Annotated in this window: 28 protein-coding genes; 15 read left to right on the forward strand and 13 right to left on the reverse strand. The window is 68.8% G+C overall.

All coding sequences use genetic code 11. The annotated features are described in order from the left end of the window. Positions 1-38 precede the first annotated feature (38 nt). The 9 genes from MTBSS4_RS19665 (at position 39) to MTBSS4_RS19705 (ending at position 7,144) form a co-directional block, all read left to right on the forward strand. Complete coding sequence (locus MTBSS4_RS19665; protein ID WP_173985061.1) at positions 39-287, forward strand: DUF6489 family protein; 249 nt, start codon at positions 39-41, stop codon at positions 285-287. 2 nt (positions 288-289) lie between these two features. Then, the gene (locus tag MTBSS4_RS19670) at positions 290-637 is read left to right on the forward strand and encodes a ferredoxin (RefSeq protein WP_173985062.1); all 348 of its coding nucleotides are present in this window, start codon (positions 290-292) and stop codon (positions 635-637) included. After that, positions 634-1,944: a tRNA uridine-5-carboxymethylaminomethyl(34) synthesis GTPase MnmE gene (gene mnmE, locus MTBSS4_RS19675; RefSeq protein ID WP_173985063.1), complete on the forward strand. Its 1,311-nt coding sequence runs from the start codon at positions 634-636 to the stop codon at positions 1,942-1,944. The genes MTBSS4_RS19670 and mnmE overlap by 4 nt, the downstream gene beginning before the upstream one ends. A 50-nt stretch (positions 1,945-1,994) precedes the next feature. Further along, positions 1,995-3,836 (forward strand): tRNA uridine-5-carboxymethylaminomethyl(34) synthesis enzyme MnmG, encoded by a 1,842-nt coding sequence (gene mnmG, locus MTBSS4_RS19680; protein ID WP_173985179.1) that lies wholly within the window; start codon positions 1,995-1,997, stop codon positions 3,834-3,836. Between the two features lie 14 nt (positions 3,837-3,850). Continuing rightward, positions 3,851-4,444 carry a 16S rRNA (guanine(527)-N(7))-methyltransferase RsmG gene (gene rsmG / locus MTBSS4_RS19685; RefSeq protein WP_173985064.1) on the forward strand — a complete coding sequence of 198 codons (594 nt, stop codon included), beginning with the start codon at positions 3,851-3,853 and terminating at the stop codon, positions 4,442-4,444. After that, positions 4,431-5,243, forward strand: coding sequence for a ParA family protein (locus MTBSS4_RS19690; protein ID WP_173985065.1), 813 nt, complete (start codon positions 4,431-4,433; stop codon positions 5,241-5,243). The genes rsmG and MTBSS4_RS19690 overlap by 14 nt, the downstream gene beginning before the upstream one ends. Positions 5,244-5,247: 4 nt before the next feature. Then, positions 5,248-6,192: a ParB/RepB/Spo0J family partition protein gene (locus tag MTBSS4_RS19695; protein WP_173985066.1), complete on the forward strand. Its 945-nt coding sequence runs from the start codon at positions 5,248-5,250 to the stop codon at positions 6,190-6,192. 103 nt (positions 6,193-6,295) lie between these two features. Beyond that, complete coding sequence (locus tag MTBSS4_RS19700; RefSeq protein ID WP_173985067.1) at positions 6,296-6,652, forward strand: hypothetical protein; 357 nt, start codon at positions 6,296-6,298, stop codon at positions 6,650-6,652. A gap of 6 nt (positions 6,653-6,658) precedes the next feature. Further along, entirely contained in the window at positions 6,659-7,144 is a 486-nt protein-coding gene (locus tag MTBSS4_RS19705) for a YchJ family protein (RefSeq protein ID WP_173985068.1), read from the forward strand. Positions 7,145-7,166: 22 nt separating this feature from the next. Here MTBSS4_RS19705 and cobO read toward each other — a convergent pair whose 3' ends face one another. After that, on the reverse strand, positions 7,167-7,772 hold the full coding sequence (cobO, locus tag MTBSS4_RS19710) for a cob(I)yrinic acid a,c-diamide adenosyltransferase (RefSeq protein WP_217425586.1): 606 nt from the start codon (positions 7,770-7,772) through the stop codon (positions 7,167-7,169). A gap of 152 nt (positions 7,773-7,924) precedes the next feature. Between cobO and pstB the strand changes: the two genes are divergently transcribed. Further along, a complete protein-coding gene (pstB, locus tag MTBSS4_RS19715; RefSeq protein WP_254432669.1) occupies positions 7,925-8,689 on the forward strand; it encodes a phosphate ABC transporter ATP-binding protein PstB in 765 nt (254 codons plus the stop codon). 11 nt (positions 8,690-8,700) lie between these two features. Next, on the forward strand, positions 8,701-9,408 hold the full coding sequence (gene phoU / locus MTBSS4_RS19720; RefSeq protein WP_173985070.1) for a phosphate signaling complex protein PhoU: 708 nt from the start codon (positions 8,701-8,703) through the stop codon (positions 9,406-9,408). On the opposite strand, the gene MTBSS4_RS19725 is transcribed toward phoU, so the two are convergent. The 4 genes from MTBSS4_RS19725 to MTBSS4_RS19740 form a co-directional block, all read right to left on the reverse strand. Continuing rightward, on the reverse strand, positions 9,409-10,209 hold the full coding sequence (locus tag MTBSS4_RS19725) for a 1-acyl-sn-glycerol-3-phosphate acyltransferase (protein WP_173985071.1): 801 nt from the start codon (positions 10,207-10,209) through the stop codon (positions 9,409-9,411). Next, positions 10,206-11,024 carry a GNAT family N-acetyltransferase gene (locus tag MTBSS4_RS19730; protein ID WP_173985072.1) on the reverse strand — a complete coding sequence of 273 codons (819 nt, stop codon included), beginning with the start codon at positions 11,022-11,024 and terminating at the stop codon, positions 10,206-10,208. Before MTBSS4_RS19730 ends, MTBSS4_RS19725 begins: the two co-directional genes overlap by 4 nt. Positions 11,025-11,050: 26 nt before the next feature. Further along, positions 11,051-11,482: a Fur family transcriptional regulator gene (locus tag MTBSS4_RS19735; RefSeq protein WP_173985073.1), complete on the reverse strand. Its 432-nt coding sequence runs from the start codon at positions 11,480-11,482 to the stop codon at positions 11,051-11,053. A 104-nt stretch (positions 11,483-11,586) separates the two neighbouring features. Then, positions 11,587-12,006, reverse strand: a complete 420-nt coding sequence (locus MTBSS4_RS19740) for a MucR family transcriptional regulator (protein WP_173985074.1) — start codon at positions 12,004-12,006, stop codon at positions 11,587-11,589. Between the two features lie 97 nt (positions 12,007-12,103). Here MTBSS4_RS19740 and MTBSS4_RS19745 point away from each other — a divergent pair, with 97 nt between their 5' ends. Beyond that, positions 12,104-12,352, forward strand: a complete 249-nt coding sequence (locus MTBSS4_RS19745; protein WP_173985075.1) for a sulfurtransferase TusA family protein — start codon at positions 12,104-12,106, stop codon at positions 12,350-12,352. A gap of 31 nt (positions 12,353-12,383) precedes the next feature. On the opposite strand, the gene MTBSS4_RS19750 is transcribed toward MTBSS4_RS19745, so the two are convergent. Both MTBSS4_RS19750 and tsaB read right to left on the reverse strand, forming a co-directional pair. After that, entirely contained in the window at positions 12,384-12,836 is a 453-nt protein-coding gene (locus MTBSS4_RS19750; protein ID WP_254432670.1) for a GNAT family N-acetyltransferase, read from the reverse strand. Continuing rightward, entirely contained in the window at positions 12,833-13,480 is a 648-nt protein-coding gene (gene tsaB, locus MTBSS4_RS19755; protein ID WP_173985076.1) for a tRNA (adenosine(37)-N6)-threonylcarbamoyltransferase complex dimerization subunit type 1 TsaB, read from the reverse strand. The genes MTBSS4_RS19750 and tsaB overlap by 4 nt, the downstream gene beginning before the upstream one ends. 40 nt (positions 13,481-13,520) lie before the next feature. On the opposite strand from tsaB, the gene ddpX reads away from it, so the two are divergent. Continuing rightward, positions 13,521-14,096 carry a D-alanyl-D-alanine dipeptidase gene (gene ddpX / locus MTBSS4_RS19760; RefSeq protein ID WP_173985077.1) on the forward strand — a complete coding sequence of 192 codons (576 nt, stop codon included), beginning with the start codon at positions 13,521-13,523 and terminating at the stop codon, positions 14,094-14,096. 2 nt (positions 14,097-14,098) lie between these two features. Here ddpX and rdgB read toward each other — a convergent pair whose 3' ends face one another. Together rdgB and rph are read right to left on the reverse strand one after the other, a co-directional pair. Beyond that, positions 14,099-14,701, reverse strand: coding sequence for an RdgB/HAM1 family non-canonical purine NTP pyrophosphatase (rdgB, locus tag MTBSS4_RS19765; protein ID WP_173985078.1), 603 nt, complete (start codon positions 14,699-14,701; stop codon positions 14,099-14,101). Continuing rightward, positions 14,698-15,417, reverse strand: a complete 720-nt coding sequence (gene rph, locus MTBSS4_RS19770) for a ribonuclease PH (RefSeq protein WP_173985079.1) — start codon at positions 15,415-15,417, stop codon at positions 14,698-14,700. Before rph ends, rdgB begins: the two co-directional genes overlap by 4 nt. Before the next feature lie 139 nt (positions 15,418-15,556). Here rph and hrcA point away from each other — a divergent pair, with 139 nt between their 5' ends. Both hrcA and grpE read left to right on the forward strand, forming a co-directional pair. Further along, positions 15,557-16,618 (forward strand): heat-inducible transcriptional repressor HrcA, encoded by a 1,062-nt coding sequence (hrcA, locus tag MTBSS4_RS19775; protein WP_173985080.1) that lies wholly within the window; start codon positions 15,557-15,559, stop codon positions 16,616-16,618. A gap of 20 nt (positions 16,619-16,638) precedes the next feature. Next, entirely contained in the window at positions 16,639-17,235 is a 597-nt protein-coding gene (gene grpE / locus MTBSS4_RS19780; protein ID WP_173985081.1) for a nucleotide exchange factor GrpE, read from the forward strand. A gap of 27 nt (positions 17,236-17,262) precedes the next feature. Here the strand turns inward: grpE and MTBSS4_RS19785 are convergent, their stop codons facing one another. From MTBSS4_RS19785 to MTBSS4_RS19800, 4 genes are read right to left on the reverse strand one after another with little or no spacing between them, the layout of a single operon-like run. Continuing rightward, complete coding sequence (locus MTBSS4_RS19785) at positions 17,263-18,666, reverse strand: mannose-1-phosphate guanylyltransferase/mannose-6-phosphate isomerase (protein WP_173985082.1); 1,404 nt, start codon at positions 18,664-18,666, stop codon at positions 17,263-17,265. After that, positions 18,663-19,622 carry an NAD-dependent epimerase/dehydratase family protein gene (locus MTBSS4_RS19790; RefSeq protein WP_173985083.1) on the reverse strand — a complete coding sequence of 320 codons (960 nt, stop codon included), beginning with the start codon at positions 19,620-19,622 and terminating at the stop codon, positions 18,663-18,665. The genes MTBSS4_RS19785 and MTBSS4_RS19790 overlap by 4 nt, the downstream gene beginning before the upstream one ends. Next, a complete protein-coding gene (locus tag MTBSS4_RS19795; protein WP_173985084.1) occupies positions 19,619-20,596 on the reverse strand; it encodes a glycosyltransferase family 4 protein in 978 nt (325 codons plus the stop codon). The genes MTBSS4_RS19790 and MTBSS4_RS19795 overlap by 4 nt, the downstream gene beginning before the upstream one ends. Further along, entirely contained in the window at positions 20,593-22,755 is a 2,163-nt protein-coding gene (locus MTBSS4_RS19800) for a bi-domain-containing oxidoreductase (protein WP_173985085.1), read from the reverse strand. The genes MTBSS4_RS19795 and MTBSS4_RS19800 overlap by 4 nt, the downstream gene beginning before the upstream one ends. Between the last annotated feature and the right edge of the window lie 20 nt (positions 22,756-22,775).

The following is a 22,775-nucleotide window of genomic DNA, read 5'->3' on the forward strand; positions in this document are numbered from 1 at the left end:
TTTGGGTGCGAGGCCCACTTGATCAAGGCAGGATCACCATGAAGATCACCGTGGACGTGGATTGCACCCCCGAGGAGCTGCGGACCTTCTTCGGCCTGCCCGACGTGCGGCCGATGCAGGACGCCCTGATGCGCCAGATCCAGGATCAGATGGCCGCCAACCTGCACGCCATGGAACCCGAGGCCCTGTTCAAGGTCTGGCTGCCGGCCGGCGTCCAGGGCATGGAGCAGATGCAGAAGATGTTCTGGTCGCAGTTCGCCTCCGGCACCCGCCCCAAGGAGAAGTAGTCTTGAGCCCCACCGTCGATCCGCCGCCCTATTTCCGGCTGCACGTCTTCATCTGCACCAACCGCCGTCCCGACGACAATCCCCGGGGTTCGTGCGCCCAGCGCGGGTCCGAGCCGCTGCGCGAGCATCTCAAGGACGCCCAGAAGCGTCTGGGTCTCAAGGACGTGCGCGTCAACTCGGCCGGCTGCCTCGATCGTTGCGGCGCCGGCCCGGTGATGGTGATCTATCCCGAGGGCATCTGGTACGGCTTCAGCACCGTCGCCGACATCGACGAGATTCTGGACACCCACATCGTCAAGGGCGGCCGGGTCGAGCGGCTGATGGTGGACAAGCCCGCCAAGGCGGAATGACCGCGACCATCTATGCCCTGGCCTCGGCCGCCGGCCGGGCCGGCGTGGCGGTGTGGCGGCTGTCGGGCGACGGGGCCGGCCCGGCACTGGCCGCCCTGACCGGCCGGCCGCTGCCGGCTCCCCGCCGGGCGATGCGGGTCCGCCTTGCCGATCCGTCCGGCGACGTCATCGACGACGGTCTGGCGCTGTGGTTTCCGGCGCCCCAGAGCTTTACCGGAGAGGACGTGGCCGAGCTGCATCTGCATGGCGGCCGCGCCGTCGCGCAAGCCCTGGCCGAGGCTCTCGGCCGATTGGGCCTGCGCCCGGCCGAGCCGGGCGAGTTCACGCGCCGCGCCTTCCTCAACGGCAAGATGGACCTGACCCGGGCCGAGGCCATCGCCGATCTGGTCGACGCCGAGACGGCGGCCCAGCGCAGGCAGGCGCTGCGTCAGATGGATGGTGGCCTTGCCCGGCTGGCCGATAGCTGGCGGGAACGGGTGGTCGGCCTGCTGGCGTGGCTGGAGGCCGAGATCGACTTCGCCGACGAGGATATTCCCGCCGGGCTGATGGACCAGGTGGCGGGGGCCGCCGCCGCCCTGGCCGGCGAACTGGCCGGCCACCTCGCCGACAATCGCCGGGGCGAACGGCTGAGGGACGGCATCCACATCGCCATCCTGGGCGCCCCCAACGCCGGCAAGTCCAGCCTGCTCAACCGGCTGGCCGGGCGCGACGCCGCCATCGTCTCGGCCCAGGCCGGCACGACGCGGGACGTGATCGAGGTTCACCTCGACCTGGGCGGCTGGCCGGTGGTGCTGGCCGATACCGCCGGCCTGCGCGACGCCGCCTGCGACGTCGAGGCCGAGGGGGTGCGCCGCGCCCTGGCCCGCGCCGAGGCGGCCGACCTCAAGCTGGCGGTGCTGGACGGCGCGACCCTGGACTTGGCGACGCTGGCCGTGATAGACGACGCCACCCTGGTGGTGGCCAACAAGGCCGATATCGGCGCTTGTCCGGATCGGGTGGCCGGCCGGCCGGTGCTGGCGGTCTCGGCCAGGACCGGCCAGGGCATCGACGCCATGGTTCGCGCCCTGGAGGACCGGGTGGCGGCCCGGTTCGCCGTGACCTCGGCCCCCATGTTGACGCGGGTGCGGCACCGGGCGGCGGTGGAGGAATGCCGCGAGGCGCTGGCCCGCTTCGACCCCCGCGCCGGGGCCGAGCTGGCGGCCGAGGACCTCCGACTGGCGGCCCGCGCCATCGGCCGCATCACCGGGCGAATCGAGGTGGATGACATCCTGGACGTCATCTTCCGCGAGTTCTGTATCGGGAAGTAAGCTCCTACCTATAGGGTCTGTTTCACGTGAAACAAACAAGCTCTTGCGATGTGATTGTGGTGGGGGCGGGACATGCCGGCTGCGAGGCCGCCGCCTCCGCCGCGCGGACCGGCGCCGCCACCCTGCTGGTCACCCAGCGCCTGGACACCATCGGCGAAATGTCGTGCAACCCCGCCATCGGCGGCCTGGCCAAGGGCCAGCTGGTGCGCGAGATCGACGCCCTGGACGGCCTGATGGGACGGGTGATCGACCGGGCCGGCATCCAGTTCCGCATCCTCAACCGCAGCAAGGGACCGGCGGTGCAGGGACCGCGCGCCCAGGCCGACCGCAAGCTCTATCGCCTCGCCATGCGCGACGCCCTGGACGAGACCGGAAACCTCGGCCTTCTCGAAGGCTCGGTGGAGGATCTGGTGGTCAGGGCGGGACGGGTTGCCGGGGTGGTGCTGGCCGATGGCCGGACCATCGCCTGCGGCGCGGTGGTGATTACCACCGGAACCTTCCTGCGCGGCCTGATCCACATGGGGGAAAAGACCTGGCCGGCGGGGCGCATCGGCGACGCGCCGTCGCTGGGCCTGTCGGGTGCGCTGGAGCGGATCGGGCTGCCGCTCGGCCGGCTGAAGACCGGCACGCCGGCCCGGCTCGACGGTCGCACCATCGACTGGAAGTCGCTGGACAGCCAGGCCGGCGACGACCCGCCGGTGCCGTTCTCGTTCCTGACCCAGCGGATCGCCACGCCGCAAATCGCCTGCGGCATCACCGCCACCACGCCGGCGACCCACGCCGTCATCCGCGCCAACCTGCACCGAGCACCCATGTATTCCGGTCAGATTCAGAGCACCGGGCCGCGCTATTGCCCCAGCATCGAGGACAAGGTGGTGCGCTTCGCCGACCGCGACCGCCACCAGATCTTCCTGGAGCCGGAAGGCCTCGACGACCACACCGTCTATCCCAACGGCATCTCCACCTCGCTGCCGGAAGAGGTGCAGCGCGCCATGATCGCCACCATTCCCGGTCTGGAGCGGTGCGCCGTGATCCGGCCCGGCTACGCCATCGAATACGATTTCGTCGATCCGCGCTCGCTGTCGCGCTCGCTGGAGACCCGGGCGATGGGCGGCCTGTTCCTGGCCGGCCAGATCAACGGCACCACCGGCTACGAGGAGGCCGGCGCCCAGGGCCTGCTCGCCGGCCTCAACGCCGCCCGCAGTTGCGCCGGCTCCGCCCCGCTGATCCTGGATCGCGCCGACGCCTATATGGGGGTGATGGTCGACGATCTGGTGAGTCTCGGCACCAGCGAGCCCTACCGCATGTTCACCTCGCGGGCGGAATACCGGCTGCTGCTGCGCTCCGACAACGCCGATTCGCGCCTGACCCCCAAGGGAGAGGCGATGGGCTGCATTCGCAGCGAGCGGTCGGACCGGTTTCGCAAGAAAAGTGCCGCCATCGCCCGGACCAGGGCGGTGCTGGACAGCCTGCGGGCGTCGCCCAACGTGCTGCGCGGTCACGGCCTTGGCGTCAACCAGGACGGGGTGGCGCGTTCGGCATGGGATCTTCTCGCCTATCCCGACCTGACCCTGGCGCGGCTGGCGGAGGTGTGGCCCGAACTGGCTGGCATCGAGCCCGACGTGGCCGAGCGGCTGGAGATCGAGGGCAAGTATGCCGGCTATCTCCAGCGGCAGGAGGCCGACATCAGGGCCTATCGCCGCGAGGAGGGCCTGGCGCTGCCGGCCGATCTGGATTACGGCCTTATCGGCTCGCTGTCCAACGAGGTTCGCCAGAAGCTGGCGGCGGCCCGGCCCGAGACCCTGGCGGCGGCGGCCCGCATTCCCGGCATCACCCCGGCGGCGGTGACGGCGTTGCTGGGCCATGTCAAGCGGCAGGGAGGAATTGTGTGACCCCCGAGGAATTCATGACAAAATCTGGTGTTTCACGTGAAACACTCGATCGCTTGTCCCACTACGCCGACCTGCTGGTGAAGTGGCAGGCGCGGATCAATCTGGTGGGGCCGGACACGCTGCCCGATTTGTGGCGGCGGCATTTCCTCGATTCCGCCCAGCTGTTCCGGCTGATCCCGCCCGAGGCCCGCCGGCTGGCCGACCTGGGCAGCGGCGCCGGCTTTCCCGGGCTGGTGCTGGCGGTGATGGGGGCGCCCGACGTTCATCTGGTGGAAAGCGATTCCCGCAAATGCGCCTTCCTGCGGGAGGCCGCCCGCGTCACCGGGACCGGCGTCACCATTCATAACCAGCGCATCGAGAAGGTGGCGCCGCTGGCCGCCGACGTCGTCACCGCCCGCGCCCTGGCGCCGCTGGGCCAGTTGCTCGGTTGGGCCGAACCGCATCTGGCCGGGGGCGGGCGGTGCCTGTTCCTGAAGGGCAGGGGGGTGGAAGACGAATTGACCGCCACTGCGAAAGAATGGAATATCGCCCTCGACCGGAGTCCATCCGAGACCGACCCGGCCGGTCAGGTCCTTCAGCTTCGAGAGGTATGCCGTGGCCGATCATAGCCCGAGCAACGCGGCGGCCAAGCCGGCCCGCGTCATCGCCATCGCCAACCAGAAGGGCGGGGTGGGCAAGACCACCACCGCCATCAATCTGGCCACCGCCATGGCGGCGACCAAGAAAAGCGTGCTGATCATCGATCTCGATCCCCAGGGAAACGCCAGCACCGGGCTGGGCATCGACCGCAACGCCCGCGAGGTCAATTCCTATCATGTGCTGATCGGCGAGGCGGCGCTGGCCGAATCGGTGATCGCCACCACCATTCCCGGCCTGCATCTGGTGCCCTCGGGGACCGACCTGTCGGGGGCCGAGATCGAACTGGTGGAGTTCGACCGGCGCGAGCACCGGCTGCGGCAATCGCTGGCCGGATCGCTGGACGCCTATGATTACGTCCTGATCGATTGCCCGCCGTCGCTCAACCTGCTGACGCTGAACGCCCTGGTGGCGGCCGACGCGGTGATGGTGCCGCTGCAATGCGAGTTTTTCGCCCTGGAGGGCGTCAGCCATCTGGTCAAGACCATCGAGCGGGTCCGCCAGGCCTTCAATCCCGGCCTTGAATTGCAGGGTATCATCCTGACCATGTTCGACAAGCGCAACAACCTGTCGGACCAGGTGGCGGCCGACGTGCGCGACTTCTTCGGCGACAAGGTCTACAAGACGGTGATCCCGCGCAACGTGCGGGTGTCGGAAGCGCCCAGCCATGGCAAGCCGGTGCTGCTCTACGACATGAAGTGCAGCGGGGCCGAGGCCTATATCCATCTGGCCTCGGAAGTGCTGAAGCGCGAACGCGAATTAAGGGGTTGAGATCGTGGCTGACGAAAAGAAAAAAGGTCTGGGGCGCGGCCTGTCCGCCCTGCTGGGCGATCACGCGGCCTCGGCTATCCAGGCGGTGACCAGCGCGGCGGCGGCCGGGCCGGAGGGGGCGGCGGCCATCAAGGGCTTGCGGCTGATGCCGGTGGGGCAGTTGCAGCCGGGCAAGTTCCAGCCGCGCCGCAGCTTCGACGAGGACCGCATCAACGATCTGGTGGAATCGGTCCGCGAGAAGGGCATCCTTCAGCCGCTGCTGGTGCGTCCGCTGCCCGGCCAGCCCGGCCGGTTCGAGATCATCGCCGGCGAACGGCGCTGGCGGGCCGCCCAGGGCGCCAAGCTGCACGAGGTGCCGGTCATCGTCCGCGAGCTGTCGGACCGCGAGGCCCTGGAGGTCGCCCTGGTCGAAAACCTCCAGCGTCAGGACCTGACGCCGCTGGAGGAAGCCGACGGCTATCGCCGCCTGATGGAGGATTTTTCCCACACCCAGGAGGAACTGGCCAAGGCGGTGGGCAAGAGCCGCTCGCACGTCGCCAACATGATCCGGCTGCTGGCCCTGCCCGACCCGGTGAAGGCCATGCTGGAAAAGGGCGAGCTGACGGCGGGTCACGCCCGCGCCCTGCTGACCGCCGCCGATCCGCTGCGTCTGGCCCGCGACGTGGTCGGCCGGGCGCTGAACGTGCGTCAGACCGAAAAGCTGGTCAACGACGAGGGCAAGGCCAGGCCCACCAGCGGCGGCCGCCCCGCCAATGCCGGCCGGGATCCCGACATCGCCGCCCTGGAACGCGACCTGACCGCCGGCCTGGGCTGCCGCGTCACCATCCGGTCGCTGGGCAAGGGCGGCGAGCTGACCATCGCCTATGGCTCGCTGGAACAGCTCGATGACGTGCTGGCGCGGCTGGCGCGGTCGCCGGTCCGGTCCGACAACGATCTGGACGAGGTTTAGCTCCTGGCCGCATCTCCCTGAATTTCCAGGCTATGAAGGCGGGCCATGCCTTTGTACAATGCCATCGGGATGGCTGTGTCGGGTCAGGCAGGGAGGGGGGGCGATGTCGTCAGCCGAGGGAAGCGGGCCGCTGGACGAATTGCTGGCGAACATTCCGCCGGCGGTGGTTGAAACCTTCACGCCGGAACAGCGGGCGGCGTTGTGGAACGCCGCCAAGCCGGTCAGCTGGCGCAAGCATCCCATCAATATCCGAATCACCTTTCCCTTTGTCGGCGGCCGCTATTTCGTCACCATCGTCGGCGGCTTCGAGCGCCGGGCGCTGGACCGCATCGAGCGCGACCGCAAGATGCACCCCCTCAAGACGGCCGGCAACGTGCTGTTCATGCTGGGGGTGGGGGGGGCCTTCTATCTCGCCGCCGTCATCGGCATGTTCATGTTCTCCAACCTGATCGAGTTCTAAGCCATCATGAGCGATTGTCCCTGCGGCTCCCGCCGGAGCTTCGAAGCCTGCTGCCAGCCCTACATCGCCGGCATTGCCATCGCGCCGACGCCGGAGGCGCTGATGCGCTCGCGCTATTCGGCGTTCACCGTCGCCGACGTGGATTACCTGGAAAACTCGCTGGCGCCCGACCAGCGCGACGATTTCAGCCGGGCCGAAACCCTGAAATGGGCGAAGAACTCGGAATGGCTGGGGCTTGAGGTGCATCTGACCTCCGGCGGCGGCGAGGATGATGCCGAAGGCTTCGTCGATTTTACCGCCCGGTTCCGCATGGACGGCCGCGCCGAGGCCCACCGCGAAATCGCCCGGTTCCGCAAGGATGGCGAGCGCTGGTACTACGTGGACGGCCAGGTGCCGAAGCCCGAACAGCGCCGCGTCGCCGTCAAGGCCGGCCGCAACGATCCCTGCCCCTGCGGTTCCGGCCAGAAATACAAGAAGTGCTGCGGCGCCTGAGTTTCGGCCTTAAGCGGGGAGGCTAGAACTCGACCCCCTTCTGGGCCTTGATGCCGTCCCGGAAGGGGTGCTTGATCATGGCCATCTCGGTCACCAGGTCGGCGGCCTCGATGACGGCGGGCTGGGCGTTGCGGCCGGTCAGCACCACATGCTGGTCGGCGGGGCGGGCGGCGATGGCCGCCAGCACGGTCTCGGCCGGCAGGTATTCGTAGCGCAGCGCCACGTTGATCTCGTCCAGGATCACCATGGCATAGGCGGGATCGGCCAGCAGGCCGGCGGCCAGATCCCAGGCCCTGGCGGCGGCCTCGACATCGCGGGCCCGGTCCTGGGTTTCCCAGGTGAAGCCCTCGCCCATGGCGCGGAAGGTGACCAAATCGCCGAAGCCCTCCAGGACCCGCCGCTCGGCGGTGTCCCAGGCGCCCTTGATGAACTGGACGATTCCCACCTTCATGCCGTGGCCGACACAGCGGATGGCCATGCCGAAGGCGGCGGTGGACTTGCCCTTGCCGGCGCCGGTGTGCACGATGACCAGACCCTTGGCGCCGGTCTTGCGCGCCATCAGCCTGTCGCGGGACGCCTTTTTCTTGGCCATCTTGTCGCGGTGTCGGGAATCGTTATCCTCGGTCATCGGAAGATCCATTTTGCTGGAGTGGCCCCACATATGGGGGTGAATCACTTATACCGCCATAACCGTGGTGACATAAATCCTTCATGCTTTTTGGATTGCGTCACGGAGGGGCACCGCTATAACCGGGGCCACGGAGCCGCAAGGATATGGGCATGCCTGATGCCAAGATGACCGCCCGCCGCCTGTCCGTCCATTACGGCGACAAGAGGGCCCTGCACGAGGTCGACCTCGATGTCGCGGCCAACGAGGTGACGGCGCTGATCGGTCCGTCGGGCTGCGGCAAGTCGACGTTCCTGCGCTGCCTCAACCGCATGAACGACACCATCGACGGCGCCCGGGTCAGCGGCGAGGTCATCTTGGACGGCGAGCCGCTCTACGGTCCGTCCGGAATCGATCCGGTGCTGTTGCGCGCCCGGGTCGGCATGGTGTTCCAGCGGCCGAACCCGTTTCCCAAATCCATCTACGACAACGTCGCCTTCGGGCCGCGCCTGCACGGGCTGGTGTCCGAGGCCGACGCCCTGGACGCCCTGGTGCGGACCAGCTTGGAGCGGGCGGGATTGTGGAGCGAGGTCAAGGACCGGCTGCACGAGCGCGGCACCGGCCTGTCCGGCGGCCAGCAGCAGCGGCTGTGCATCGCCCGGGCCATCGCGGTCGAGCCCGAGCTGATCTTGATGGACGAGCCGTGCTCGGCGCTGGACCCCATCGCCACCGCCCGTATCGAGGAACTGATCGACGAACTGCGCCAGACCTACACCATCGTCATCGTGACCCATTCCATGCAGCAGGCGGCGCGGGTGTCGCAGACCACCGCCTTCTTTCATCTCGGCCGGATCGTCGAGGTCGGCGCCACCGAACAGGTGTTCACCGCGCCGGCCAGCGAACTGACCCAGGGCTACATCACCGGCCGCTTCGGCTGAGGAGGATCGTCATGCCGCATATCGTCAAGTCATTCGACGCCGAACTGGCCAAGCTCGACGAGGGCCTGGCCCGCATGGGCGGCCTTGCCGAGAGCCAGCTGGCCGCCGCCATCGAGGCGCTTGACGCCCGCGACAGCGAGCAGGCCGCCGCCGTCATGCGCGCCGACGCCAAGGTCGACGACGGCGAGCATTTCATCAACGAGCAGACCGTCAAGGTGCTGGCGCTGCGGGCGCCGGTGGCCGACGACCTGCGCACGGTGGTCACCTCGCTGAAGGTGGCCGGCGAGATCGAGCGCATCGCCGATCTGGCGGCCAACGCCGCCAAGCGGTCGCTGGTGCTGAACCAGTTGCCGCCGGTGGCGCCCATGCGTTCGCTGATCCGCCTGGGGCGGCTGGCCCTGGCCCTGGTCAGGGAGGTGATGGACGCCTATCTCGGCCGCGACGCCGAGCGGGCGCTGTCGCTGCGCGAGCGCGACCAGGAGCTGGACGACGTCTATTCCGCCCTGTTCCGCGAGATTCTGACCTACATGATGGAAGATCCGCGCACCATCACCTCGTGCTCGCACCTGATGTTCATCGCCAAGAACCTGGAACGCATCGGCGACCACGCCACCAACATCGCCGAGCTGGGCTTTTACCGGGTCACCGGCCGCATGGTCACCGAGGGGCGGACCAAGAAGGACGTCTCGGCCTATATCGGCGCCGACCTGCCGGAATAATCAGGTCTCGCGCCCCGCCAGCAGGCGGGAGACGCCGTGCGACACCACCTTGTGGCAGTGCAGCGCCAGTTGCTTGCGCGAGCCGAACTCGGCCAGGGTGACCGGCGGGTGGAATTCCACCTCGACGGTGATGCGGCCCATGCCGAGCGCGCCGATCAGGTGGCCGGCCAGGGTCATGTCGCCGTACCAGGCGAAGAACGGCCGCAGCGCCCGGCTGATCGGCAGGCCGTCCAGCCGGGTATAGGCGATCGAGACCGGCTGGACCGGCAGGGGCCTGGTCTGGCCGTCGGCTCCCGCCACGTCCTGCTCCGCCACCGCCAGGAACGAGCTTTTGAAGGGCAGCACCCGGTTGCCGTCGTTGCTGGTGCCCTCGGCGAACAGGATCAGGGAATCGCCGGCTTCCAGGCGGTCACGGATGACGTTGCGCTCGCGCGCCGAGGCGCTGGGGCGGCGGTCGATGAACACGGTGCGCGAGATGCGGGCCAGGAAGCCGAAGCCGGGCCAGCCCGCCACCTCGCTCTTGGCGACGAAGAAGGCGCGCACCACGCCGCCCAGGACGATGATGTCGAGATAGCTGGCGTGGTTGGGCAGGAACACCACCGGACCATCGCCTTCCAGCGGCCGGCCCCGCACGATCACGCGATAGCCGATCAGGCGGGCGACGATGCGCCAGTAAAAGCGGGTGTAGTCGGGTCCGCGGCGCGGCGCGACCAGTTGCAACGCCAGATATGGCGGCAGCAGCAGCAGGGTCCAGACGACGAAGCCGAGGAATCTGAGGCCGGCGATGGTGGGTGAGATCATGTCGGTTCCGATTCCGGAGCGGCGTCGCGGACGTTCCGATCGTAATGCGCCCGGTACTTGGCGGTGATCAGGTCGGTCTTGACCATGACGCAGATATCGGTGGTGTTGAACTGGTGGTCGATGACGGCGCCATCGCCGACAAAGCCGCCGAGGCGGAGATAGCCCTTGATCAGCGGCGGCAGCTGGGCCAGCGCCCGCCGGGGATTGAGGCTGTCTCCGGCGGCCAGGTTCATGTCGACGTAGAGATGGGGCAGGGCGCGCGGCCGGATCGGCTCGGGCGCCAGATGATGGTGGTGCAGATAGCCGAGATGGCCGGCCAGCGCCGACGGGTCGGTACCGGGCAGGCTGGCGCAGCCAAACATCAGCTCGATGCCGTGATCGAACACATAGGCGGCGATGCCGTCCCACAGCTTTTTCATGGTGGCGCCGTCGCGATGGTCGGAATCGACGCAGGACCGCCCCAGCTCCATGAAATTGCCGCCCCGTTCCAAGATGTTGGAGATGTCGTATTCGCTGGCGGTGTAGAAGCGGCCAAAGGCCTCGCCCACCCGGCGGCGGATCAGACGATAGGTGCCGACCACGCCGGCGGCGCCCGATCCCTTGGCGCGGTCGATCACCAGCAGATGGTCGCTGACGGCGTCGAATTCGTCGAAATCGGCCAGCCGGTCGCGCATGGCGGGGGTGGGCCTGGCCCCCATCTCCTCGTAGAACACGCGATAGCGCAGCGCCTGCGCCGCGGCGACCTCCCCGGCGGTTTGGGCCAGCCTGACCTCAAGCCTGTCGGAAGCGCCCTCGGTCCGATTGTCTGAATCCATGAATCCTCGGGTGGCGCGGAATGCGGCTATTCTTTGCCGGGTTCTTCGCCGGCGGCCAGCGGCACGCCGTACAGCTCCAGCCGGTGGCCGACCAGCCGGTAACCATAGCGCTTGGCGATCTCGCGCTGAAGAGCCTCGATCTCGGTACTGGTGAACTCGATGACCTTGCCCGAATTCATGTCGATCAGATGATCGTGGTGATCGCCGGCGGCTTCCTCGTACCGGGCGCGGCCATCGCCGAAATCATGCCGTTCCAGGATGGAGGCCTCCTCGAACAGCCGCACGGTGCGGTAGACCGTGGCGATGCTGATGTGAGGGTCGATCATGGTGGCGCGGCGGTAGACCTCCTCCACGTCGGGGTGGTCGGCGGAGTCGGACAACACGCGGGCGATGACGCGACGCTGGTCGGTCATCTTCATGCTCTTGTCGATGCAGCGCTGCTCGATGCGTGAAACCATGTTCGTTCCGTCGGATCACATGAGGAGGCAGTGTCTCTCCAATTCGAGGGCGCCGCAAGGGCCATGGAACCCCCCGACGCCCCGGAACGGGTGGAAAGCGGGCGTCAGACCGCCCGCTTGCGCTTGCGCGGCTTGGTGCCCAGGCCGATCTTCTTGGCCAGGGTGGACCGGTGCTGGGCGTAGTTGGGGGCCACCATGGGATAGTCGGCGGCCAGGCCCCAGCGATCCCGGTATTCCTCCGGGCTCATGTTGTAGGCGGTCTTGAGGTGGCGCTTCAGCATCTTCAGCTTCTTGCCATCTTCCAGGCAGATGATGTAGTCGGGGGTCACCGACTTCTTCACCGCCACCGCCGGCTGGGGGCGCTCGGGCGCCGTGGGGACGCTGCCGACCGACGACAAGGTGCGATAGACCTCCTGAATCAGATGGGGGAGATCACTGACCGCCACGCTGTTGTTGGCGACGTGCGCCGCCACGATCTCGGTGGTGAGCGAAAGCAGGTCGCTGGTGTTCGAGCGCTCCGACATCTAGAGCATGCCTCCATATTCGATGATTGGCCTTATATAAATCGTTCAATCACCCCTGGCAATAACCATTACGACAAACGAAAGTGACGTTGATCGCATGACTGATAAGCCCAACTACAGCCTTGACATCACTGGGGAGGTCTGCCCAATGACCTTCGTCAAGACCAAGTTACTCGTGGAGCGAATGGCTTCCGGAGAGATGTTGGAAGTTCGTCTCAAAGGTGCGGAACCATTGGGAAATGTACCGAAATCCATCGCCGAGCTGGGCCACGAAATCATCTCGACGACAAGAGAGCCGGGCGAGGGGCCAGAGGGAATCCATCGCCTCCTAATTCGTAAGAAATAACGGCATTTCAAGGGCAGGGTTAGTAAATTTATTATGCCTTGATTGAAAGGTCGCACCCCATGGTGACGGCGTCGACACCGGCATAATATCCCTTGCGCGTTCCGGTCCGCCGGAAACCATGGCGGTGGTAAAGGGCCAGGGCGGCGGTGTTGTCGGCGGCGGCCTCCAGGAACATGTGGGCGGCGCCCCGGCTTCGCGCCCCGGTCATGGCGGCGCTCAGCAGCCGTCCGCCCAATCCGGCCCGGCGCCAGGGCGGCAATACCGCGATGGTCAGAATCTCGGCCTCATCGAGGATGTTCCGCCACAGCGCCAGCCCGGCCGGCCCGGCATCGTCGTCGACGGCGATCAGTCCCTCGGTTCCCGGCATGGCCAGCACCTCGGCCATGGAGCGGACGCTCCAGGGATCGGCGAAGCAGATCCGGTGCATGCCGGCCAGCAGCTCGGCATGCACCAGGGCGGCGGGGACGAGGTCGATGGCGCTCACGGCACGGTGACGTCGGGCGGGCGCAGATACAGCGGCTCGGGCGACAGCGCCGTGCCGGCGGTCCAATGGCGGGCGGCCAGTTCGGCGACCAGGGCTGCGTCGGGCCAGCCCGGCGCATCGGCGGCGACGCCATCGGCCAGCAGGGGCAGCAGGCCGGCGGCGCCGTCGCCCGCCACCACCACCGGCATCCGGTAGCGTTCGGCCGCCTGGGCGGGTAGCAGTGCCTCGACCTCGCCCAGGGGGGTGAGGTCGGGGGCATAGGCCTGGACCCAGGCCTCGTCCCGCCGGGAATCGATCACCGAGAGCAGGGTTCGGCTCCGGCGCTGGGCCACGGGAATGGCGGCGGCCACCGCCAGCGGCGTCGATATGCCGGCCAGGGGCAGGTTTGAGGCCAGGGCGAGGCCGCGGGCGGCGGCCAGTCCGATGCGCAGGCCGGTGAAGGCGCCCGGCCCCACCGTCACCGCCAGCAGGTCGAGGTCGGCGAAGCCGAGGCCGGATTCGGCCATCGTCTCGGCCACCATGGGCATCAGGGCCTCGCTCTGGCCCCGCGCCATGACGGCAAGGCGGCGGGCCATGACGGCGCCGTCGCGCCAGAGGGCGGACGAACAGGCCGAGGTCGATGTGTCGATGGCAAGGACGATCATGGCGCCGCTATAGTCAAACCGGGCGAGAAAGGGAAGACGAATGACGAATCCGCTGGTCGCGATCACCCCGGCAGACCTCGATGTCCATATCACCCTGGCCTATGCCGGGGATGACAATTTCACCGGCCGGCCGGTCTATCGCCGCGACGCCGGGTGCTGGCTGGTGCCCGAGGCCGCCCGGAAGCTGGGCCTCGCCGCCGGGCTGGCGCGGCCGCTGGGCCTGCGTCTGCGGGTGCTCGACGCCTTTCGCCCGCCCGAGGCGCAGCGGCTGTTGTGGGCTCATACCCCCGATCCGGATTTTCTCGCCGACCCCCGCGTCGGGTCGCTGCATTCCCGCGGCACGGCGGTGGATCTCGACCTGATCGACGCCGCCAGCGGCCGGACACTGGACATGGGCGGCGTCTTCGACGAATTCACCTCCCGATCCTATCACGCCAACCGCGACGTCCCGGCCGAGGCCCAGCGCAACCGGCTGCTTCTGCTCGGCCTGATGACCGCCGCCGGCTGGGAATACTACAGCCACGAGTGGTGGCATTATCAATTGCCGGACGCCCGCGCCCGCTATCCGCTGCTGTCCGACAGCGTGCTGGGGACCGATGGGATGATGCCAAGATAGGCTTATCCCCCGAAGCAGGCGGCGACCAGCTTGCGGAAGGCGTCGGCGCGGTGGCTGATGGCGTGCTTGGCGCCGGCCTCCATCTCGCCGAAGGTCAGGGTGCCGGCGATGGGCAGGAAGATGGGATCGTAGCCGAATCCCCCGTCGCCTCGCGGCGGCCAGACGATCTCGCCCTCGACCGTGCCCTCGAAGGTCTCGCAATGGCCGTCGGGCCAGGCCAGCGACAGGGCGCAGACGAAGCGGGCGCGGCGGTCGGCTTCGTTGCCCAGCGCCTGGTTGACCTTGGCCATGGCGCGGGAGAAATCCTTGTCCGGCCCGGCCCAGCGGGCGGAATAGATGCCGGGCGCGCCGGCCAGGGCATCGACCGCCAGTCCGGAATCGTCGGCCAGGGCCGGCAGGCTGGCGGCCCTGGCGGCGGCATGGGCCTTCAGCTCGGCATTGGCGGCGAAGGTCTCGCCGGTTTCCTCGGGCTCGGCCAAGCCCAGTTCGCCGGCCGAGATCACCTGGACGCCGAAGGGGGCCAGCAATTCGCCGATCTCGCGGACCTTGCCGGCATTGTGGCTGGCGATGACCAGGGTTCCGCCCTGGAACCGGCGCGCGGTCATGCCAGCCCCAGCGCCTTTTTCTGAAGCATCACCAGCTCGCCGACGCCCTTGTCGGCCAGGGCCAGCAGTTCCAGGAACTGGGCGTGGCTGAACGGGCGCTCCTCGGCGGTACCCTGGACCTCGACGATGCCGCCCTGGCCGGTCAGCACGAAATTGGAATCGGCCTGGGCGCCGGAATCCTCGGGGTAATCCAGGTCCAGCACCGCGACGCCCTCGTAGATGCCGCAGGAGACGGCGGCGACGTGATCGGTCAGCGGCACGGCCTTGAGGGCGCCGTCGGCCACCAGCTTGCCGAAGGCGAGGTGCAGCGCCACGAAGGCGCCGGTGATCGAGGCGGTGCGGGTGCCGCCATCGGCCTGGAGCACGTCGCAATCGACCTTGATCTGGCGTTCGCCCATGGCGACGAGATCGGTAACCGAACGCAACGACCGGCCGATCAGGCGCTGAATCTCGTGGGTGCGGCCCGATTGCTTGCCCTTGGCGGCCTCGCGGTCGGTGCGGGTATGGGTCGAGCGCGGCAGCATGCCGTATTCGGCGGTGACCCAGCCCTTGCCGGTATTGCGCAGGAAGGGCGGCACCCGCTCCTCGATGGAGGCGGTGCACAGGACGTGGGTGTCGCCGAAGCGGGCGAGGCACGATCCCTCGGCATGGCGCGACACGCCGGTTTCGAGGATGACGGTGCGAAGCTGGTCGGGAGCGCGGCCGGAGGGTCTCATGGGGACTCGGATTCCTGTGGCGGGTTCGGGCGGGCACCCTAACCCGCCATGGCCCCGCCGTCCATATCCGCCTCGTCTGTTTGCCTTGCGCTGTCTCCAAGGCGGCACTAGATATTGGCCGCACTCGAAGAGGAACGACATGGTCCGCGGCAAGGCTCCCGTCATCACCGAGCTGAACGAGCGCTCGCGCGAGGTATTCCGAAAGATCGTCGAGGCCTATGTGGCCACGGGCGAGCCCATCGGCTCGCGCACCGTGTCGCAGCGCCTGACCCAGGCGCTGTCGCCCGCCACCATCCGCAACGTCATGGCTGACCTGGAGGATTACGGGCTGCTCTACGCGCCGCACACCTCGGCCGGGCGGCTGCCGACCCAGGCGGGGATGCGGCTGTTCGTCAACGGCCTGCTGGAGGTGGGCCGCATGGCCGAGGACGAGCGCTCGCGCATCGACGCCCAGTGCCACGCCGCCGGCAAGAGCATGGAACAGGCGCTGACCGAGGCGCTGAGCGCCCTCTCGGGTCTGGCGCGCTGTGCCGGCGTGGTGGTGGCGCCCAAGGTCCAGCGGGTACTGAAACATGTGGAATTCGTCTGGCTGGGCCGTCATCGCGCCCTGGTGGTGCTGGTCACCGAGGACGGCATGGTGGAAAACCGCATCGTCGACCTGCCGGGCGGGGTCGAGATGTCGACCCTGATCGAGGCCGGCAACTTTCTCAACGCCCGGCTGGCGGGGCGCACCCTGGACGAGGTCAAGGACGAGATCGTGGCCGAGCTGGAGCAGCACCGCTCCCAGCTCGATTCGCTGACGCAACGGGTGGTCGAGGCCGGGCTGGCCACCTGGGCCGGCGGCGACGACAAGGGGGCGCTGATCGTGCGCGGCCAGTCGCACCTGCTGGAAGACGTTACCGCCGTCGAGGATCTGGAGCGCATCCGCACCCTGTTCGAGGCGCTGGAAACCTCGGAACAGTTCCTGCGGCTGGTGGATCTGACCCAGACCGCCGACGGCGTCCAGATCTTCATCGGGGCCGAGAACGAACTGTTCGGCGTCACCGGCTGCTCGATGATCGTGGCGCCCTATCGCGATTCCCGCGAACGCATCGTCGGCGCCATCGGGGTGATCGGGCCGCAGCGCATCAACTACGCCCGCATCATTCCCATGGTCGATTACACCGCCAAGGTGATCGGCCGTCTTATCGGACAACCTTGAGAGACTGAAGGCAGCATACCATGACCCAGGACCAGACCAGCGAACAGCCGGTGGAAACCACTCCGGCGGCCGAGGCCGCTCCCGCCGAGGCTCTGGCGGAGCAGCCCGCCGCCGACCGGATGGCCGAGCTGGAGGCCGAACTGGCCAAGTTGAAGAACGACGTGCTCTACGCTCGCGCCGACACCGAGAACGTGCGCCGCCGGCTGGAGCAGCAGGCCGAGGATCGCGGCAAGTACGCCGTCGGCAATTTCGCCAAGGACGTGCTGGCGGTGGCCGACAATCTGCGCCGCGCCCTGGACGCCTTGCCGGCCGACCTGCGCCAGGCCAACGAGGGCGTCGATGCCCTGGCGGTCGGCGTCGAGATGACCGAGCGGGATCTGCTGGCCACCTTCGAGCGCTATGGCATCCGGCCGGTGGCGGCCCAGGGCGAGCGCTTCGACCCCAACCTGCATCAGGCCATGATGGAGATGGAGGACGCCAGCCAGCCGGAGGGGACCGTGGTGCTGGTGATGCAGGCCGGCTACACCATCCACGACCGTCTTTTGCGCCCGGCCCTGGTGGGGGTGTCCAAGGGCGGTCCCAAACCGGCCGGCGCCAATATCGACACCACCGCCTGACGGCCGGACCGGGGAGCGCGGCCCGCCCTATTCCGCTCCCCGGCCATAGGCGTCTTCCAGGCGGACGATATCGTCCTCGCCCACGTATTCGCCCGACTGGACCTCGATCAGGCGCAGCGGCACCTTGCCGGGGTTTTCCAGCCGGTGCGGCGTGCCGGCCGGAATGAAGGTGGATTCGTTCTCGCGCAGCACGAACGAGCGGTCGCCGCAGGTGACCATGGCGGTGCCCTTGACCACCACCCAGTGTTCCGACCGGTGCCAGTGCTTTTGCAGCGACAGTTTCGCCCCCGGATCGACATGGATGTGCTTGACCTTGAAGCGCTCGCCCTGCTCGATGGTCTGGAACCAGCCCCACGGCCGCCAGCCCCGGCTGCCCTGGGTCGCCTCGGGACGGCCACCGCGCTTCAGCGCCTCGACCACCGCCTTGACCTCCTGGTCGCGGGACTTGTCGGCCACCAGTACCGCGTCGTCGGTCGCCACCACAACCAGGTCGCGGCAGCCGACCACGGCGACCAGATGATCCTGGCTGCGCAGATAGCAATCGGCGGAATCCAGCACCAGGACGTCGCCCCTGACCACGTTGCCGGCGGAATCCCGGGGCGATTCCTGCCACAGCGCCGAGAACGAGCCGATGTCCGACCAGCCCATCTCCACCGGCACCACCGCCACCTTGTCGGACCGCTCCATCACCGCGTAATCGATGGACCGGCTTTCGATGCCGGCGAAGGCCTCGTCGTCGAGACGGAAGAAGAACAGATCTCCGCGTCCCCGGTCGAGGGCGGCGCGGCAGCCGGCCACCATGCCGGGGGCATGGGTCTCCAGCTCGGCCAGGAACATTCCCGCCGGCAGCAGGAAGATGCCGCTGTTCCAGGTGTATTCCCCGGATTCCAGATAGGCCTGGGCGGTGGCCAGGTCGGGCTTCTCGACGAAACGTTCCACCGCGTTGCCGCCGGGCAGCGGCGCGCCGGCCTTGATGTAGCCGTAACCGGTATTGGGGCCGGTGGGCCGGATGCCGAAGGTGACCAGCCGGCCGGCCTCGGCCAGCGGCACCGCCGCCTCGACGGCGCGGCGAAAGGCGGGCACGTCGGCGATCAGGTGATCCGACGGCATCAGCAGCATCAGCGCCCCGGGGTCGTCGGCGGCCAGCATCAGCGCCGCCACCGCCGCCGCCGGGGCGGTGTTGCGTCCCATCGGCTCGATCACCACGGCGCGGGCCTCGATATCGACCTCGCGCAGCTGTTCGGCCACCACGAAGCGGTGTTCGTGATTGCATACCACCACCGGAGCAAGGTCCAGGCGCTGGGCGGTTTCCTGCAACAAGGTGCGTTCGCCGGTCAGCTTCAGCAATTGCTTGGGCATCAGCTCGCGCGACAGCGGCCACAGCCGGGTTCCGGCGCCGCCGGACAGAATGACGGGCACGACCTTGGTCATGGGGACATCTCCTTGTCGCGCCACCAGCCGGCGATGGCGGCGAGGCCCTGGTTCAGCGTTCGCGGCGGATTCCAGCCGAGGTCGGCGGCGATGGCGGCGCCGCTGACTTCCAGCGACGCGGTGACCCGCTGGATGGCGGCGCTCTTGCCGGTCAGGGTTCCGGCCAGCCGCAGCAGCGCCACCGGCACCGGCAGCAGCCGGGCCGGCCGGCCCAGGGCGGCGCCGATGCGGCGGATCAGCTCGGGCGTCGAAACCGTTTCGCTATCGCATAGAGTATAGACGCGAAAGCCGCCGGCCGCCGGCGGCGCCTCCAGGCAGGCGCGGATGGCGTCCACCAGATTGTCCAGCCCGATCAGCGAGCGGCGGTTGTCGACCAGCCCCAGCGGCAGCGGCACGCCGCGCGCCACCAGATCGATCAGGGCGCGGAAATTGCCCTTGACGCCAGGGCCGTGGACCAGCGGCGGCCGCAGCACCGTCACTGCCATGCCGGTGCGGGCGGCGATGCCGGCCAGGCCCCGTTCGGCTTCCAGCTTGGAGACGCCGTAGGGATCGACCGGCGCCGCCCCGTCGGGACCGAAGGGGGCGGCGTGGGTCTCCTCGCCGTTGGCCTTGATGCTGCTCATGAACACCAGATGGCGGATTCCGGCCTCTGCCGCCTGCTCGGCCAGCCGCAGGGTGCCGGCCACGTTGGCGGCGCGGAACTCCGCCAGGGGGTCGGCGGCGCGGTCGTGCATGACATGAACGCGGGCGGCCAGATGCACCACCGCCGACATTCCGGCCAGGGCCGCGCTCCAGTTGGTGGTGGGCGACAGGCCGGCGACCCGGCGCGATTCGATGCCGTCGGGCAGGCGGGCGCCGGGCCGGGCGGCGCCGGCGACCGGAAGGCCAAGCTCGGCCAGCCGGCGGCACAGCGGCCGGCCGACGAATCCGCTGGCACCGGTCACGAGGACGGTCATCGCAGGATTCCTCCGGCCCAGCGGGTCAGCAGGGTCAGCATCGCGGCCACCACCGCCAGGGCGGCCAGCGACCCGGCGGCGGCGTCGACCCGTGCCGCCAGCACGGCGCAGCCGATCAGCAGGATGTTGCCGCCCAGGATGGCCAGGGCCACCTGGGCATGGCTGCGCCCGCCCCTGACGGCGCGCTGGTAGAAATGGCGGCGATGCGCCTGCCAGATCCTCTCGCCGTCCCTGAGGCGCCACAGCAAGGTGATGGAGGCGTCGGCCAGGTAATAGGCCGGCAGGATCAGGGCGGCGGCCAGCTGGCCGGCGCAGGCCAGGTGAATCAGCAGCCCGCCCAGGACGAAGCCCAGCGGAATGCTGCCGGAATCGCCCAGGAAGATGCGGGCGGGATGCCAGTTCCACACCAGGAAGCCGAGGCCGGCTCCCGCCACCGCCAGGGCCTGCGGCGTGGTGGCGGCGCCAAGGGCGGCCAGCCCCAGGCCGATGGCGGCGGTCTCGATTCCGGTGATGCCGTCGATGCCGTCCATGAAATTGAACAGATTGACGAACCACAGCCAGCCCAGGCCGGTCAGCAGCCGGTCGGCCCACAGCGGCACCCCGCCCTGGAACACCATCTGTTCCGGCTCCAGCCCCAGCAGATAGGCGGCGATCACCACCGCCTGCATCAGGAAGCGGGGCAATGGCGCCAGTCCCCTGCGGTCGTCCAGCCACGACACCGCCATCAAGATCAGGGCGCCGGCGGCCAGCACGGCGGGATAGCCGGGGGTCCGGTAGGCCAGCAGGATCAGCATTACGGCCACCACCGGCGTCACCGCCAGCCCGCCGCCGCGCGGCGTCGGCAGGGTGTGGCTGGAGCGTTCGTTGGGATGGTCGAGAATCTGGCGGTGCCGCAGCCACGCCAGGACGACGCGGGTGGCGGCCACGCTGAGGGCGAACGATGCCAGGCCGACGGCGAGGGCCGTTGCGGTCATGGCTCGCCGGTTACCCGGACCCGCCCGCCGTCGCGCAGGGAATCCAGCACGGCGATGGTGGCGAGGCTGGTTTCCATCAGCTCGGTCTCGTCGGCCGGGGCCGGTCCGCCGGTCCGAACCGCCCCGACGAAGGCTTCCAGTTCGGCGCGGTGGCCCTTGTCCTGGCCCAACGCCTTTTCCACCCGGGTCTTGCCGGCCTCGGTCACCGACAGGGTCAGGAAATTGTCGATGGCGACAACCGTTCCGCCGGCAAAACACTCGAAGCGTTCCTTGCTGTGGGCCGAATCGCCCTGGGCGGTGTAGACGATGGTGGCCAGCGAGCCGTCCTGGAAGGTCAAGGTTACCGCCAGATCGTCACAGCCGCCATGGGTCACCCGGGCGGCATCGGCCTGCACCGTGGCGATGGGTGAGGCCACCAGGACGCGGGCGAGGTCGATGAAATGGCACAGCTCGCCCAGGATGCGGCCGCCGCCCTCTTCCGCCGCATTGACCCAGCTTTCCGCCGGCAGCGCTCCGGCGTTGACGCGGAGCACCAGCACCTTGGGGCCGGCGTGGCGGGCCAGATGGGCGCGGGCCTTGACGGTCATGGGGGCGAAGCGGCGGTTGAATCCCACCAGGAAGAAGCCGGCCGAACCCTCGCGGGCGGCGCTCACCTGCTCCAGCTGCCCGCGATCCAGCGCCAGCGGCTTTTCCACCAGCACCGACTTGCCGGCCGCCAGCACGCGGGCCACCATCTCGGCGTGGTTGGCGTGGCGGGTCGCCACCAGCACGGCGTTGATGGCGGGATCGTTCAGCACCGAATCCATGTCGGTGGTGGCGCTGGCGAAGCCGAAGGTCTGCTGGCCGTGCTCGGCGCTGGCGCCGCGCTGGGTGCAGATGGTGCGCATCTCCACCCCTGGCAGCCGCGCCAGCTCGGGCAGCAGCACGGTGCGGGCGAAATTGCCGGCGCCGATCACGCCGAGCACGCAGGCGCCGGCCTTGCCGCGCGGCGCGGGGAAGATTCCGGTCGGCCGGGTCTCGGCGGCCCCGCCGTAGGTCAGCACCACGCCGAGATGGGGTTCGGTTCCGGCGGTGACCAGCCGATAGGCGGTCTCGGCCTGTCCGAAGTCGAAACGATGGCTGATCAGGGCGCCGACGTCGAGCCGGCGCGGCAGGGCCGGGTCCATCAGGCGCACCACTTCCCGCAGATTCTCGGTCTCGGTCCAGCGCACCCAGCCCACCGGATATTTGACGCCGCGCCCCTCGAAATCGTCGTCGTAGCGGCCGGGGCCGTAGGAGCGCGATACCGTCAAGCTCAGCTCCTTCTTCATGAAGGCGGCGTAGTCGAAGGTGGTGCCGGTCTTGCCCACCAGCACCACGCGGGCGCGGTCGCGGGCCAGTTCGGCGGCCAGGTCCAGCGGATCGGAGGATTCAGTGGCCGCCGCGATCAGGACGGAATCGCAGCCGATGCCGCCGGACAGGGCGGCAACCGCCTCGGCCAGGCCGGGCTCGCCTAAAATCCAGGTCAGTTCGGCCCCCAGGGTCTTGGCCAGGGCCAACCGTTGCGGATTGGTATCGATGGCGACGACGCGGGCGCCCTGCAAGGCCAGCAATTGCACCGCCAGTTGGCCGATCAGGCCGACGCCCAGCACCGCCGTCACATCGCCCAGCTGCGCCGACAGCGAGCGGATGCCGGCCATGGCGATGGCGCCGACGGTGCCGAAGGCGGCGTGCTCGTCCGGAACGCCATCGGGAATGGCGGCGGCCAGATTGCGCGGCACCACGTTCAGTTCGGCATGGTTGGCCAGTCCGGCCCCGGCCATGGCCACCCTTTGGCCGACCCGGAAGGCGCCTTCGAGGCCGGCGCCCACCGCCACCACCTGGCCGGCGGCGGAATAGCCCAGCGGCAGCGGCTCGTCCAGCCGCGCCATCACCGCCTTGAAGGTGGACAAGATGCCGTCGCGCCGGGCCTTGTCGATGACCTTGCGCACCAGGTCGGGCCGCTCCTTCGCCTTGCCGGCCAAGCTTTTGCGGGCGAAATCGATCACCATGCGCTCGGTGCCGGCGCTGATCAGGGACGCCCGGCTGGCCACCAGCAGATGGCCGGACCGGACCCGGGGCTCGGGCACGTCGCGCAAGCTCAGCTTGCCGGTTCTGGCGCTCTGGATGACCTGTTTCATGGGAGGAATTCTTAGCCCGG

This window comes from Magnetospirillum sp. SS-4, from assembly GCF_902729425.1.
In the GTDB taxonomy this organism is placed as follows: Bacteria; Pseudomonadota; Alphaproteobacteria; order Rhodospirillales; family Magnetospirillaceae; genus Phaeospirillum.